This window comes from Mesorhizobium sp. WSM4849 (assembly GCF_055811385.1).
The window spans coordinates 130,264-142,957 of sequence record NZ_JBVVPW010000012.1; the positions used below are offsets into that span (position 1 = coordinate 130,264).

The 12,694-nt window shown below is 63.8% G+C and carries 15 protein-coding genes and 2 pseudogenes; 9 read left to right on the forward strand and 8 right to left on the reverse strand.

The genetic code is table 11. The features are described from left to right. On the forward strand, nt 1-456 hold the full coding sequence (locus tag AC0L3L_RS15745; RefSeq protein ID WP_473489204.1) for a DUF1801 domain-containing protein: 456 nt from the start codon (nt 1-3) through the stop codon (nt 454-456). Nucleotides 457-537: 81 nt separating this feature from the next. Here the strand turns inward: AC0L3L_RS15745 and AC0L3L_RS15750 are convergent, their stop codons facing one another. After that, on the reverse strand, nt 538-987 hold the full coding sequence (locus tag AC0L3L_RS15750; protein WP_292163708.1) for a GatB/YqeY domain-containing protein: 450 nt from the start codon (nt 985-987) through the stop codon (nt 538-540). Nucleotides 988-1,264: 277 nt separating this feature from the next. On the opposite strand from AC0L3L_RS15750, the gene carA reads away from it, so the two are divergent. From carA to AC0L3L_RS15765, 3 genes are all read left to right on the forward strand, one after another. Continuing rightward, nucleotides 1,265-2,479 carry a glutamine-hydrolyzing carbamoyl-phosphate synthase small subunit gene (gene carA / locus AC0L3L_RS15755; protein WP_473638244.1) on the forward strand — a complete coding sequence of 405 codons (1,215 nt, stop codon included), beginning with the start codon at nt 1,265-1,267 and terminating at the stop codon, nt 2,477-2,479. 71 nt (nt 2,480-2,550) lie between these two features. Further along, complete coding sequence (locus AC0L3L_RS15760) at nt 2,551-2,802, forward strand: type II toxin-antitoxin system RelE family toxin (RefSeq protein ID WP_473489206.1); 252 nt, start codon at nt 2,551-2,553, stop codon at nt 2,800-2,802. Between the two features lie 14 nt (nt 2,803-2,816). Next, complete coding sequence (locus AC0L3L_RS15765; protein WP_473489207.1) at nt 2,817-3,200, forward strand: helix-turn-helix transcriptional regulator; 384 nt, start codon at nt 2,817-2,819, stop codon at nt 3,198-3,200. Between the two features lie 12 nt (nt 3,201-3,212). Here the strand turns inward: AC0L3L_RS15765 and AC0L3L_RS15770 are convergent, their stop codons facing one another. The 5 genes and pseudogenes from AC0L3L_RS15770 to AC0L3L_RS15790 all read right to left on the reverse strand — a co-directional run. Continuing rightward, a complete protein-coding gene (locus AC0L3L_RS15770) occupies nt 3,213-4,463 on the reverse strand; it encodes a TCR/Tet family MFS transporter (protein ID WP_473638245.1) in 1,251 nt (416 codons plus the stop codon). A gap of 193 nt (nt 4,464-4,656) precedes the next feature. After that, nucleotides 4,657-5,592 carry a KPN_02809 family neutral zinc metallopeptidase gene (gene ypfJ / locus AC0L3L_RS15775; protein WP_473638246.1) on the reverse strand — a complete coding sequence of 312 codons (936 nt, stop codon included), beginning with the start codon at nt 5,590-5,592 and terminating at the stop codon, nt 4,657-4,659. Between the two features lie 200 nt (nt 5,593-5,792). Next, a complete protein-coding gene (locus AC0L3L_RS15780) occupies nt 5,793-5,981 on the reverse strand; it encodes a hypothetical protein (protein ID WP_473638247.1) in 189 nt (62 codons plus the stop codon). Nucleotides 5,982-6,077: 96 nt separating this feature from the next. After that, nucleotides 6,078-6,152, reverse strand: a pseudogene (locus AC0L3L_RS15785) (manganese-binding transcriptional regulator MntR); the annotation flags it as partial. A 22-nt stretch (nt 6,153-6,174) separates the two neighbouring features. Then, a pseudogene (locus tag AC0L3L_RS15790) lies at nt 6,175-6,319 on the reverse strand (manganese-binding transcriptional regulator MntR); the annotation flags it as partial. A gap of 94 nt (nt 6,320-6,413) precedes the next feature. Between AC0L3L_RS15790 and AC0L3L_RS15795 the strand changes: the two are divergent. After that, nucleotides 6,414-7,256, forward strand: a complete 843-nt coding sequence (locus tag AC0L3L_RS15795; protein WP_473638248.1) for a protein-L-isoaspartate O-methyltransferase family protein — start codon at nt 6,414-6,416, stop codon at nt 7,254-7,256. Between the two features lie 147 nt (nt 7,257-7,403). After that, nucleotides 7,404-8,057 carry a dihydrofolate reductase family protein gene (locus tag AC0L3L_RS15800; RefSeq protein ID WP_473638249.1) on the forward strand — a complete coding sequence of 218 codons (654 nt, stop codon included), beginning with the start codon at nt 7,404-7,406 and terminating at the stop codon, nt 8,055-8,057. 64 nt (nt 8,058-8,121) lie between these two features. On the opposite strand, the gene AC0L3L_RS15805 is transcribed toward AC0L3L_RS15800, so the two are convergent. After that, nucleotides 8,122-8,991 (reverse strand): LysR family transcriptional regulator, encoded by an 870-nt coding sequence (locus AC0L3L_RS15805; protein ID WP_473638250.1) that lies wholly within the window; start codon nt 8,989-8,991, stop codon nt 8,122-8,124. Nucleotides 8,992-9,088: 97 nt separating this feature from the next. Here AC0L3L_RS15805 and AC0L3L_RS15810 point away from each other — a divergent pair, with 97 nt between their 5' ends. Continuing rightward, on the forward strand, nt 9,089-9,688 hold the full coding sequence (locus tag AC0L3L_RS15810) for a LysE family translocator (protein WP_473638251.1): 600 nt from the start codon (nt 9,089-9,091) through the stop codon (nt 9,686-9,688). Between the two features lie 161 nt (nt 9,689-9,849). On the opposite strand, the gene AC0L3L_RS15815 is transcribed toward AC0L3L_RS15810, so the two are convergent. Further along, a complete protein-coding gene (locus AC0L3L_RS15815; RefSeq protein ID WP_473638252.1) occupies nt 9,850-11,028 on the reverse strand; it encodes an MFS transporter in 1,179 nt (392 codons plus the stop codon). Nucleotides 11,029-11,223: 195 nt separating this feature from the next. Between AC0L3L_RS15815 and AC0L3L_RS15820 the strand changes: the two genes are divergently transcribed. Further along, nucleotides 11,224-11,580, forward strand: a complete 357-nt coding sequence (locus AC0L3L_RS15820; RefSeq protein ID WP_473638253.1) for an ArsR/SmtB family transcription factor — start codon at nt 11,224-11,226, stop codon at nt 11,578-11,580. A 344-nt stretch (nt 11,581-11,924) separates the two neighbouring features. Further along, the gene (locus AC0L3L_RS15825) at nt 11,925-12,683 is read left to right on the forward strand and encodes a metallophosphoesterase family protein (protein ID WP_473638254.1); all 759 of its coding nucleotides are present in this window, start codon (nt 11,925-11,927) and stop codon (nt 12,681-12,683) included. Nucleotides 12,684-12,694 lie beyond the last annotated feature (11 nt).

Here is a 12,694-nt window from a genome sequence, read left to right on the forward strand (position 1 = left end):
ATGACCAAAGCGACAACAGCCATGAAGAAGAGCGGCTCGATGGAAGGAGCAGGAGGAGACACTCCCTCTCAGTTGATAGATGCGAGAATCAACGAGCTGAGCGATTGGCGGGGCGAGATGCTCGCTCGGGTCAGAACCCTCATCAAGCAGGCCGATCCCGAAGTGGTCGAGGAGTGGAAGTGGAGAGGGGTTCCGGTGTGGGAGCACGCCGGAATAATCTGCACCGGTGAGACGTACAAGAATGTCGTCAAGATGACCTTCGCCAAGGGCGCCTCGCTGGAGGATCCTTCAGGCCTCTTCAACTCCAGCCTCGAAGGCAACACCAGGCGCGCTATCGATATCCATGAGGGCGACAAGATCGATGAAGAGGCGTTGAAGGCTCTCATTCGCGGCGCCGTGGCACTGAACATGTCGGGGCGAGCTACCGCCCGCTCTCAGAAACCAAAGGGCGCTTGAGGATCATCAACAACCGGCCAGCGCTGCTCCTTGCAGCCGCCTCCTTCACGGCCTTGAGCATCGCTGCAGCCGGGAAAATCCCTACTGCAGCAGTCCCTTGACGATGCCGCTCGCCTTGGAGAAATCCATCTGGCCCGCGTATTTCTCCTTGAGTGCAGCCATCACCTTGCCCATGTCCTTGACGCCGCTGGCACCGGTCTCGGCGATGGCGGCGCGGATCGCCGTTTCGGTTTCTGCCTGGCCCAGTTGCGTCGGCAGGAAATCGCGGATGATGGCCATCTCGTCGCGCTCCTGCGCGGCAAGCTCCGGCCGCTTGCCGTCGTCGAAAGCCTTGGCCGACTCCTCGCGCTGCTTTACCATCTTGGCCAGGATCTGCAGGATCTCGTCATCGCTGGCCGGTTCTTTGCCGGCGCCGCGATTGGCGATGTCGCGATCGTGAATGGCCGCCTGGATCAGCCGCAATGTCGGCAGCCGGCGCTTGTCCTGCGCCTTCATCGCGCTCTTCAGGGATTCGGCGATTTTGCCGCGCATGATGCTTTCTCCTTCGAATGCGACGAACAATAACCGTGCCGAAACCCCAAGGCAATTCGACGCCGCCCGGCAAACCGCTGATATTGTTCGACGAAATAAATCGCGCCTGCGGGCGTAGCGTCATTGACCGCTCTGGCGCCTTCCCCTATGTACTGGGCCTTGCATGAACTGAATTTTTGTTGCGCGCGCTGGCTGCGAAATCGCCGCTGCGCGCGGTTTGCTGCGCAGAATGGTTCGCCGGACCGATTGAAGGGTGCAGCCTTTTAGGAGTGCCGCCATGGCAACGATGACCGCCGCGTCGACCCCCCCTTGGGCCACCGAGAAGCCGACCGCCTTGCTGGTGCTGGCCGACGGCACCGTCATCGAGGGCCGCGGCCTTGGCGCCACCGGCTCCGCCGTCGCCGAGGTTTGCTTCAACACCGCGCTGACAGGCTATCAGGAAATCCTCACCGACCCGTCCTACGCCGGCCAGATCGTCACCTTCACCTTTCCGCATATCGGCAATATCGGCACCAATGACGAGGACATCGAGGATCTCAATCCGGTTGCCCGCGCCGGCGCTGTCGGCGCCGTGTTCAAGGCCGATGTCACCAACCCGTCCAGCTATCGCGCCGCAGCTGGTCTCGACCAATGGCTGAAGAAACGCGGCATCGTCGCGCTTTCGGGCATCGACACCCGTGCGCTGACCGCGCTGATCCGTGAAAAGGGCATGCCCAACGCCGTCATCGCGCATGCGCCCGACGGCATCTTCGACATCGACGATCTGAAGCGCCGCGCCGCCGCCTGGTCCGGCCTGATCGGGCTTGACCTGGCCAAGGACGTCACTTCCGGCCAGTCCTCGGTCTGGCGCGAGACGCCCTGGGTCTGGGACGAGGGCTTTGGCGAACAGATCGATCCGTCCATGCACGTCGTCGCCATCGACTACGGCGTCAAGCGCAACATATTGCGCCTGCTTGCCGGTCTTGGCGCCAAGGTCACCGTGGTGCCGGCCAACACCGGCGCCGAGGAGATCCTCGCCATGCGGCCCGACGGCATCTTTCTTTCCAACGGTCCCGGCGACCCGGAAGCCACCGGCGACTATGCCGTTCCGGTCATCCAGGACCTGCTGAAGACCGACATCCCGGTCTTCGGCATCTGCCTCGGCCACCAGATGCTGGCGCTGGCGCTGGGCGGCAAGACCGCCAAAATGCATCAGGGCCATCACGGCGCCAACCATCCGGTCAAGGATCACACCACCGGCAAGGTCGAGATCGTCTCGATGAATCATGGCTTTGCCGTCGATGCCGACTCGTTGCCCACGGGAGTCGAAGAAACCCACGTCTCGCTGTTCGACGGCTCGAACTGCGGCATCACGCTGACAGGAAGGCCGGTGTTCTCGGTCCAGCATCATCCCGAAGCCTCGCCCGGCCCGCAGGATTCGCACTATCTGTTCCGCCGCTTCGTCAACCTCATCCGCGAAAAGCGCGGCGAGCCGGCGCTGGCAGAGCGCTGACTATCTGTACGCGAGAAGCCCTGGCAATAATATCGCTTAACTTTCCGCGATAAATCTGCGATATCATCACCGTGAAGACGATCATCCTCTCGGTGTCGGCGGCTCGCGATCTCGACAACCTGCCGGCCGATGTCCGCGAGCAGATCGCCGAAGGCCTGATCTCCTATGCCGTCAGCGGGCGGGGAGATATCAAGCGCCTTGCTGGCAGGGACGGCTACAGACTGCGGATCGGTCGCTACCGCGTCATATTTGATGAAGACCGCACGACGATCCTCGCGATCTATATCGGCAAACGCAAAACGACAACCTACCGTCGGTCATAGCAGGACAGGACACCATGAACGCCCCGCAAATCATAAAGACGCCAACCGGAGAAGAGCTGGTCGTTATCCCAAAGGCGGACTACGAGGCTCTGTTGCATGCGGCCGAAGAGGCTCTTGAAGACGCTGCGGATGTGGCGATTTACGACGAGCGAAAGGCTAGTCTCAAAACGGAAAAACCCCTGCCTGCGGATGTGACCATGGAAATTCTGCGGGGCTCCAGCCGGCTCAAGGCGCTGCGCAACTGGCGGCGCCTGACGCAGGCCGAATTGGCGACCACGGTCGGTGTCAGCCAGGGTTTTCTGTCGGATCTTGAGTCCAATCGCCGTAAGCCATCGGCGCAGACCAGCGCGATGCTGGCGAAGGCACTGGATATTCCGGGCGAATGGATTGAATCCTAGTGCGCATGGCCCTTAGGCCACCGTCGCCGTCGTGACGTTCTTCACCGCGACCGGTCTTTCGACCCTGAGCACAAACGCGATCAGCGACAAAGCAAGAAAAATGCCGCCGAGCACGAAGGGCGCGCCGCCGAACGCCACCGGCGCGCTTGGCCCGGTGAACCAGGCGAAGATTCCGGTATAAAGCAACGGCGTGACGATGCTGGTGATCGAAAACACGCTCGTCATGGCACCCTGCAATTCGCCTTGCGCGGAGGGCGGCACCTTGGCCGCCGCCAGGCTCCGCAGCGGCGGGTCGGCCAGCGCCTCGAGGCAGGTCGCCACGATCACCGCATAGATCATCCAGCCCTTCCATGCTGCGGCATAGCCGAAGGCGGCGAGCGCGGTAAAGGCAAGGCCGATGGCAGCGGTCCGCCATTCGCCGAGCCGTGGAATGACGCGCGGCAGGACAAAACCCATCACCAGTGCGCCGCCGAGGCCAAAGACGCCGAGCGAGAAGCCGATCTGCTGTTCGCTCCAGCCGTAGCGATAGCTGCCGACGAACGACCACACGGCAGGGTACATCATGTGGCCGAGCGTCATCAGGAAGAACACCAGCCCGATCCAGCCGATGCCATGATAGTTGCGCATCTGCTTGAGGGCGCCGAGAGGATTGGCGCGGCGCCATTCGAATCGCCGACGGTGGTGCTGCTCCAGGGTTTCCGGCAGGAAGAACCAGCCAACGATGAAGTTGATGAGAGCAAGCACCGCCGCGCCCCAGAACGGCACCCGCGGCCCGAACTCGCCAAGCAACCCGCCCAGCACCGGGCCGATGATGAAACCGACACCGAAGGCGATGCCAAGCAGGCCGAAATTCTTCGCCCTGTTCTCGTCGGTGCTGACATCGGCGATGAAGGCGGAGGCAGTCGAATAGCTGGCGCCGCTGATGCCGGCCAGCACCCGGCCGATGAACAGGACCGAATACGACCAGGCCACCGCGCAGATCAGATTGTCGATGGCGAAGGTCAGCACCGAGGCCAGTAGGATCGGGCGCCGGCCAAAGCGGTCGCTGAGATTGCCGACCAGCGGCGCGAACAGGAACTGCATGGCCGCGTAGACGAAGAACAGCCAGCCGCCTTCGATTGCCGCTTCGCTGACGCCGACGCCAGTCAGCTCCTGCAGATAGGCCGGCAGCACCGGCATGATGATGCCGATGCCGGTGATGTCGAGCAGCAGCGTGGTGAAAACAAGCGCAAGGCCCCGCCTGGCGGTTTTGGCTTCGATCATGACGGTATCGACTCCTGGAGCCGCCTCGGAGCGAAGGCGGAAGGGCTCGTTATAGGCGAGTCAGCCGCTCAGAACAATAAGGGAACACGCCAGGATTTTTTTATCCTGACATCAACTGTCGACATGAATGCGGCCACAACCCTGCATAACCGCCGGCGCTTCAACGGTCATTCGACAGGAAGGTCCGAGCACCTCAGATCGGAGTTTTGAACGTGTCGCAGTCCGAAAGCTTGCCGCTCCTGTAGCCGCGCGCCAGCCAGGTCTGCCGCTGCTGCGAGGTGCCATGATTGAAGCTTTCCGGCACGACATAGCCCTGCATCTTCTTCTGCATCGTGTCGTCGCCGATCTGCTGGGCGGCGTTCAGCGCCTCGTCCATGTCGCCCTGCTCCAGGATTCCCTTCTGCCCGGTGAAATGCGCCCAGACGCCGGCGAAGCAATCGGCCTGAAGCTCGACCTGCACCGACATGTGGTTGGCCTCGGCCTCGCCCATTTGCTGCCGCATCTGATTGAACTTGGGCAGGATACCGGTGATGTTCTGCACATGGTGGCCGACCTCATGCGCGATCACATAGGCCTGGGCGAAATCGCCCGAGGCGCCGAATTGCTGGTCGAGCTGCTGGAAGAAAGTGGTGTCGAGATAGACCTTGCGGTCGCCGGGGCAGTAAAACGGGCCGGCCGCGGAAGAGGCGAAGCCGCAAGCCGAACGGATTTGCCCGCTGAACAGAACCAGTTTGGGGTCTTCGTAGGTGAGGCCCTCGGCCTTGAAAAGGCCGGTCCAGGTCTCCTCGGTCTCGGCCAGCACCGTCGAGACGAACTGCTTCATCTCGTCGGAGGCCGGCGCGCCGGTGCCACCGCCCTGTTCTCCGCTGTTGTCGGTGATCTGATCGCCGCCTGGCAGCAAGCCGCCACCGCCGCCGGCCAGGATCTGCAGAGGGTCGATGCCAATGGCCTTCAGACCGAAATACAGAACCACGAGAATGACGATAGTCGACAGCGACATTCCGCCGCCGGAACGGCCGCCGATCGGGATGCGGAGACGGCCGGGGCCGCCGCGCGGCAGGTTGAACCCGCCGCCCTGGCCGCGTTGGTCCTCGACATTGTCACTTTGACGACGACCCTTCCAGAGCATGGCAACTCTCCGCGACGCGCGTATCGGTAACCTGCCGATCTCATGGCCCGATCCGACCCAACAAACAATTATCTCAATGGTTGCGCCAAGTCACAGTATTTTTCGTATGAAGGGCCGCAGGCTCTGGGGTGGATCGATGCACGACACCCGCGGCTGAGAAGCCTGCCGGCGCCTTTTTTGGTCCGGACTTGGCGGCTAGCTCAGATCTTCTGCTTGGTACCCGCGCTCTTGCCGTCCGAGCTCTTCGAGCGCTCCTCGAAGCGGGCCTCACCCTTCTTGAGCGGGCGTCCAGTATCCGCTTCGGTCTTGCGTTCGTCCTTCGCCGATGCCTGCTTCAATTCCTTGGCCGCTTGCTTGCCCTTCGCTGTCGGTGCCTGTTCAATGCCCATGGTATCTTCCTCGGCCTCGCGCCAATCGCGTGGCACGATCTCAAACGCAGCGGCAACGCGGCGGTTCCGGCAGGACTGTCGGCAATGGCGGTAGACTTAGCGTGTCGCCGTCATTGCGTTGCGAAACGCTTCTAGCGTCTCGGCCCTGACATGGTGCTCGATGCCCTCGGCACACGCCACGATGGGTAAACGAGCACAACCGTGTCGGCATCTTGGCCACGGTCGGCCGGGCGACGCCGAGCCGCGCCGCGATATCGACCTGGCGCGTCGTTGCCGTCCTCGATCAGGTCGGCGATGAGCTTGACATAATCCTCGACCAGCGCACTGCGACGCGCTTCGCCGGCTTCGGCTGAGGGTTTCTCGGCCGTGCATTGAGTGAGCTCGTGGGGCTAGCGCGACAATTCGGCCGGTTGCGCTATCTTCTGACGCAACATGACCAGAATTGCCGAAGCCCGAAAATTCTACGCACGACTGATGGCTGCCAATGCAGGTTCGGCCGATCCACGTCTCGAAGCAGCTTTCGCCGCGGTGTCGCGCGAAGCTTTTCTCGGGCCCGGGCCGTGGACGGTCGTCGCCGGCAACGGCAAGGTCGAAACGCCGAGTGCCGATCCTGTTCACATCTATCAGAACGTGCTGGTGTCACTCGACGCCGACAAGGGCATCAACAATGGCGAGCCGTTCCTGCACGCCATGTGGATCGGCAAAGTGGCGCCAAAACCCGGCGAGACGGTCACCCATGTCGGCGCCGGCACCGGCTACTACACAGCTCTGCTGGCACAGCTGGTTTCGCCGGACGGCGCAGTCGCCGCCTTCGAACTGGAATCCAGTCTCGCCGACCGCGCGAGAAAGAATCTCGAAGCCTATGGCAATGTGACCGTCATCCATGGCGATGCGGTCATCTGCAGCTTGCCACCGTCCGACATCATCTATGTCAATGCCGGCGTCGCAGCACCACCGGCCGAGTGGCTGAAGGCGCTGAAGCCCGGCGCCCGCATGGTCTTTCCGTGGCGTCCGGCCGAGCGCGTTGGCCTGGCGGTGATGGTAACCCGCACCGAGCAGGGTTTTGCCTGCGACCCGTTCATGCGGTCATGGTTCATCCCTTGCATCGGTGCCTCGGCGGCAACTCCCGCACTGAAGATCCTCGACCGCGATAAGGCGGCACGCAGCCGTTCGATCTGGCTGACGGCCGACAAGGCACCGAACCGCACCGTCATTGCCATCATCGGCGACGTCTGGTTCTCGTCGCAAGATGTTGGCGGCAGGCGGTCGCAATGACGTCGCCGAGGCGAGGCATCCGATGCTTGCCCGTCGCCCGCGGCAGCGCAGGAACTTTTTTCCGGCCCTGTCGGACCGGCGTCCGCTCGCACGTCCTTTGGCCGAAATCCGGCACCGACGGCCCGGATAATGAAAAGGGAGAATCCAATGAGGAAGATCATCACTGCGACATTCGTCAGCCTCGACGGCGTCATGCAGGCGCCTGGCGGGCCGGAAGAAGACCCGGTCGGCGGCTTCGAATTCGGTGGCTGGACGTTCCATTACTGGGATGACGTCGGGGGCGCCTTTATCGGTGAGATCTTCGCAAAACCCTTCGCGCTGCTCCTCGGCCGCAAGACCTACGACATCTTCGCCGCGCATTGGCCGTACCAGAAGAGCGGTCCGATCGCCGACAGCTTCAACGCCGCCACCAAATATGTGGCCACTCACCGGCCCGATACGCTGTCGTGGCAAAACAGCCAGTCGCTGGGCGACGACGTCGTGGCCGCACTGCGCCAGCTCAAGCAGGAGGACGGCCCCGACCTGCTCGTCCAGGGTTCGAGCGAGCTGATCCAGACCTTGCTCGCCAATGACTTGATCGACCAGATCAGCCTGCTGACCTTCCCGCTGGTGCTGGGCAAGGGCAAGCGGCTGTTCGGCAGCGGCGCAATCCCGGCGGCTTTCAAGCTGAACCGCTCACAGGCATCGACCACCGGCGTCATCATGGCGACCTATGAACGTGGCGGTGAGATCAAGACTGGGTCCTTCGCCCAACAACAGCCTTCAGAGGCCGAAATCGAGAGGCGCAAGAACTGGAAATAGGCGACCGCGCATTGCGTTAACAGGGGATGGCCGGGCACCAGCTGTCCCCTTGCTATTTTGCCGATCACGCCGCCTGTTGCCGCCGGGCCAGTCCGTCGCGGATACACGCGGCAAATTCCCGCGCCGCCGGCCCGACACCATGCTTCGGCAGGTGCAGATTGATCGAGAAATTCGGCAAGGCTGGAAGCTCCGGATCGGCGGCCAGAATATCAAGGTCGGCCGGCACGGTGGAGGCCAGCCAGGTGGTGACGGCCAGGTCCGAACGCACCGTCGCCGTCGTTGCGTCGAGGTTGCCGTTCTCGAACACGGTCCGCCATTCCAGCCCATGCTCGTTGAGCGCCGCCAGCACCGCTGGGCGGAAGGCGCAGGTGTCGGCCACCATCGAAACCGGCAAAGGCCGCTTGCGCCGGGCTATGCCGCCTTTGGCGCCGACCCAGACCAGCCGGTCGATGGCGAGACATTCGCCGGCGGACGGACCGACCGGTTCCTCGATTACGGCAAGGTCTATCGTGCCAGCTGCCAGGGCCGCCGTAAGCTCCGGCGACGAGGCGCAGACCAGCGAAATCTCGACCTGCGAATAGGTCTCGGCATAGGTCTTCAGCACTGGCGCAAGCATTGTGCCGACAAGGTCGTATGGCACGCCCAACCGCACCTCACCCGCGACCGCACTGGTCGCCATCTCGGCCCAGATCTCGTCATTCAGGGAGAGCAGGCGCTTGCCCTTACCGAACAGTCGCTCCCCGGAACGGGTCAGTCTCAGGCCGCGCCGGTCGCGCTCGAATAGGCTGCAGCCGAGAACCTCCTCCAGCCGCCTGATCTGCTGGCTGACGGCGCCCTGCGTCAGGTGCAGCGCGTTCGCCGCCGCCGTCATGCTGGCCGTGTCGGCGACGGTGACGAAGGTCCGGATCAGGGCCGTGTCGAGATTGCGGATCATGGCTTGTATTATATTCTCTAATGCCAAATATGACAAACATTGCATTTACTGATGCACGCTCATGCTTAGCATGCTGGTTCCCAACAGAGGAAACGGCATGTTTGAGACCATCTTTCCGCTCGTCCTGTTTGCGCTGGTCTCGACTTCCACGCCCGGCATGGCCACGACCTTGTCGACGGCGTCCGGGGCACAGTTCGGCTTTCGCCGCTCTGTTCCGCTGATGGCCGGAAGTGCGGCCGGCCTGGCCACGGTGGCCGCGGCAGGTGCGGCCGGGCTCGCCGGCCTATTGGCGGCGGCTCCGTCCCTGCAGCTGGCGATGAAGATAGCCGGATCGCTCTATCTGATCTGGCTCGCATGGAAGATCGGCCGCAGCGGTCCACCCAATCTGGACGTGGCCATGTCCAAGCCGAACAGCTTTTTCAGTGGCGCGGGCCTGCAATGGATGAACCCCAAGGGTTGGGCCATGGGTCTGGGAGCGGCGGCATCCTTTGCCGCCCTCGCCAACGGACCGCTGCAGCTCGCCTTTCTGCTCGGCACGGTCTTCGGCCTGGCAGCCGCGCTGTCACTGTCGGGGTGGTGCGTGGCGGGCACGCTGCTCGCGCGGTTGCTCAGAACCGAGCGGCAGTGGCGCGTGCTCAACGCCGTGCTTGGGCTGCTGCTGGCCGCCTCGATCATTCCGATGTGGCAGCCAGCATAGATGCTGATGTTCAGGCGGCGTAGCCCAGCAGCGTTTCGAGGACATGGTCGACAAGGAGCAGGCGGCAAGGCTGCGCGCGGCGCTGGATAACATCGCCGCGCTGGATTTTGGTATACCGCCGGCAGCGCCCTGAGGTCTCGGACGGCCGGCGGTAGTCAGACTTACTCCGCCGGCATGGCAATCGCCCGCGCCGCCCGGTGGCCGGCCAGCATGACGCCAAGACCCAGGATCGGGAACACTGCTGCGACCAGGCCGAGATCGGCTGGCGCGCCATAGCGCAAAACTGCGCCGCCGACGACGGCGCCCAGCGCCACGCCGAGATAGAGCGCCGAACCGTTGAGCGACAGCACGATGGGCGCGGCGTCGGGCGCCAGCCTGATGATGCGGCTGGCCTGCGCCGGCGGGAAGGCCCAGCCGACGATGCCCCACGGCACCATCATGGCCATCAGCGCCGGCCCGGCGATGCTTTGCGGCAGGAATGCCGGGATGACCGAAAGCATGACCAGCATGACCGCACTCAGCGCCAGCGACCAGCTGACGGTGCGCGTCGCGCCGAAGCGATCGGCAGCCTGCCCGCCGGCGATGTTGCCGATAACGGCGCCGACGCCGAAGGCAAGCAGCATGCCGGGCAGCGCGATCGGGCTCAAGCCGCCGCCTTCGATGGCTAGCGGCGCGACAAAGGCAAAGACCGTGAAGGCGCCGGTGAGCGCCAGCAGCGTGGTCAGCAGGATCGATGGCACGCCGGGGCGAAGGATTGCGGCCAGCCGCTGCCTGAGCGGCAGCTTGGTGCCGACAATGCCGCGCGGCAGCCGGTACCACAGGATTGCGCCGGCCAGCGCGCCGAGCCCGGCGATGGCAAAGAACGTGCCGCGCCAGCCGGCAACGGTCGCGACAAGCGCGCCGAGCGGTGCGCCGACCGCCACCGCCACCGTAGTGCCGCCGACGACGACGGCAATGGCGCGGGCGCGGTGATGATCATCGACAAGCGCCACGGCCGTCCCCTGCGCCGTCGCCGCAAACAGGCCGGACGACAGCGCCATGACGATGCGCGCGATCAGCAGCAATTCGAAAGAGGAACTCAGCGCCGCCGCCAGATTGCCCAGCACGAAAAACACCAGCGTCCATAAGATGACGCGCCGCCGGTCCCATTCGCCGGTCAGCGTCGCCAGGATCGGCGTGCCGAGCGCATAGGCGAGCGCGAAGGCGGTGATCAGCGCGCCGGCGAGTGGAACGGAGATGGCGGCATCGGCCGCGATGTCCGGCAACAGGCTTGAAATGACGAAACCTTCGGTCGCGATCGTGAAAGACCCGAGCGCAAGCCAGATGAGGCGCTTGTCCATAGCGGCAAATCCTTAGTTCAAAAGTTATTGAACAATTGTACATAATGGGGCATGGTGTCAATGAAGCCACCCGAGAATAGCGGAACTCTCCTGACAGCTCTATGTCAGGACAAGGTGGCAGCAGGTAGAAACTGCGTGCATCCGCCAAGGAGGAGATGCGTTGAAATCGGTCCTGATTGCGCTTAGTTCTCCGGCATGACACTGCCCCACCCCGCCGCCGACCAAATCAGCCTGTCGAACGTTCTTGCCGTGCTCGGCGATCCCACCCGGCTGGCCATTGTGCGCTATCTCGCCAGCAAGGAAGGCGTGCCGCTGAATTGCAGCCAGTTCCTCGATCTCGGTTCGAAGACCAATCTCAGCTACCATCTGGCCAAATTGCGCGAAGCCGGTGTCACCCGCACCGAGGTGGTCGGCACCAGCCGGCTGATCACGCTGCGCCGCGACGATCTCGATGCCCGCTTTCCGGGGCTGCTCGATAGCGTCATTGCCGCTGCCGCCAACGATATGGCGCTGCCCGCGGTAGGCGCCCCCGAGATCGAAGTCCGCGCCTGAGGCCGTAACTCGCCCCCGTGTAACAGGCAGGGCAACCGCGTTTGGATTCTTGCGAAGGTGGACCCCCACCCTAACCCTCCCCACAAGGGGGAGGGAACGCCGCGCGGCGGACACGCCAACGTCACCGCTGAATGCCACGCCAGCAGAAGACACACACACGACTATCAGCGCCAACGGAAGTCTCCCTCCCCCTTGTGGGGAGGGGTTAGGGGTGGGGTACATCGTAGAGCGAAAGCCTCGGCTTTCCAGCTGCGGTAGCCCTGGTGTAACAGGGGAGAGGAACCAAAGTCTGCCAGGCCCGCCCTTCCCGACCAGTCATTCGTCGACCCAACGGAGCTACCCATATGCGCATTGCCGTCCTCGCCGATATTCACGGCAATATCGTCGCCCTGGACGCCGTGCTCGACGATCTCAGGCAGCGCGGCAGTGCTGACCTCATCGTCAATCTCGGGGACTGCGTCTCCGGCCCGCTCTGGCCGCGCGAAACCATGGAGCGGCTTGAAGCGCTCGCCTTGCCGACGGTGCGCGGCAATCACGACCGCCGCGTCGCCCGCGACGCCGCCGATGAAGCCATGTGGCCGTCCGACCGCTATGCGCAGGAACGGCTGACATCGGCGCAGCGCGAGGCGCTGTTCGCCTTGCCTCTCACGCTGGAGATCGCGCCGGGGGTGACCGCCTTCCATGCCCAGCCCGACCACGACGAAAAATATCTGTCCGACACGATAGAAGATGGCCGGCTGGTGCGAGCACCACTAGCCGCCATCAAGCGACGGCTGGCCGCGCTCGATCCGGCTTGCCGCATAGTGCTGTGCGGTCACAGTCACCGCAGCGAGCTGATCCGAATCCCAGGCGGCCCGGTCGTCTTCAATCCGGGCAGCATCGGCTGTCCCGCTTATGGCGATTCGACACCGCCGGCGCATGTCTCCGAGCAAGGCTCCCCACATGCACGCTACGGAATCGTCGAACTGGGTGAGCCGGGCCGCCCCGACCGCTTCGAGGCCATTGCCGTCGACTATGATCACGAGGCGGCGGCGCGGCAAGCCGAACAGGCGGGGCGGCCGGAATGGGCCCACGCGCTGCGCACCGGATTTATGTCCGGCTGAACGCAACGCGT

Excerpts from the sequence above, each read along its gene's own strand:
- AC0L3L_RS15745 (WP_473489204.1), top strand. The coding sequence starts at position 1 with ATGACCAAAGCGACAACAGCCATGAAGAAGAGCGGCTCGATGGAAGGA.
- AC0L3L_RS15750 (WP_292163708.1), bottom strand. The coding sequence starts at position 987 with ATGCGCGGCAAAATCGCCGAATCCCTGAAGAGCGCGATGAAGGCGCAG.
- carA (WP_473638244.1), top strand. The coding sequence starts at position 1,265 with ATGGCAACGATGACCGCCGCGTCGACCCCCCCTTGGGCCACCGAGAAG.
- AC0L3L_RS15765 (WP_473489207.1), top strand. The coding sequence starts at position 2,817 with ATGAACGCCCCGCAAATCATAAAGACGCCAACCGGAGAAGAGCTGGTC.
- AC0L3L_RS15770 (WP_473638245.1), bottom strand. The coding sequence starts at position 4,463 with ATGATCGAAGCCAAAACCGCCAGGCGGGGCCTTGCGCTTGTTTTCACC.
- ypfJ (WP_473638246.1), bottom strand. The coding sequence starts at position 5,592 with ATGCTCTGGAAGGGTCGTCGTCAAAGTGACAATGTCGAGGACCAACGC.
- AC0L3L_RS15780 (WP_473638247.1), bottom strand. The coding sequence starts at position 5,981 with ATGGGCATTGAACAGGCACCGACAGCGAAGGGCAAGCAAGCGGCCAAG.
- AC0L3L_RS15795 (WP_473638248.1), top strand. The coding sequence starts at position 6,414 with ATGACCAGAATTGCCGAAGCCCGAAAATTCTACGCACGACTGATGGCT.
- AC0L3L_RS15800 (WP_473638249.1), top strand. The coding sequence starts at position 7,404 with ATGAGGAAGATCATCACTGCGACATTCGTCAGCCTCGACGGCGTCATG.
- AC0L3L_RS15805 (WP_473638250.1), bottom strand. The coding sequence starts at position 8,991 with ATGATCCGCAATCTCGACACGGCCCTGATCCGGACCTTCGTCACCGTC.
- AC0L3L_RS15810 (WP_473638251.1), top strand. The coding sequence starts at position 9,089 with ATGTTTGAGACCATCTTTCCGCTCGTCCTGTTTGCGCTGGTCTCGACT.
- AC0L3L_RS15815 (WP_473638252.1), bottom strand. The coding sequence starts at position 11,028 with ATGGACAAGCGCCTCATCTGGCTTGCGCTCGGGTCTTTCACGATCGCG.
- AC0L3L_RS15820 (WP_473638253.1), top strand. The coding sequence starts at position 11,224 with ATGACACTGCCCCACCCCGCCGCCGACCAAATCAGCCTGTCGAACGTT.
- AC0L3L_RS15825 (WP_473638254.1), top strand. The coding sequence starts at position 11,925 with ATGCGCATTGCCGTCCTCGCCGATATTCACGGCAATATCGTCGCCCTG.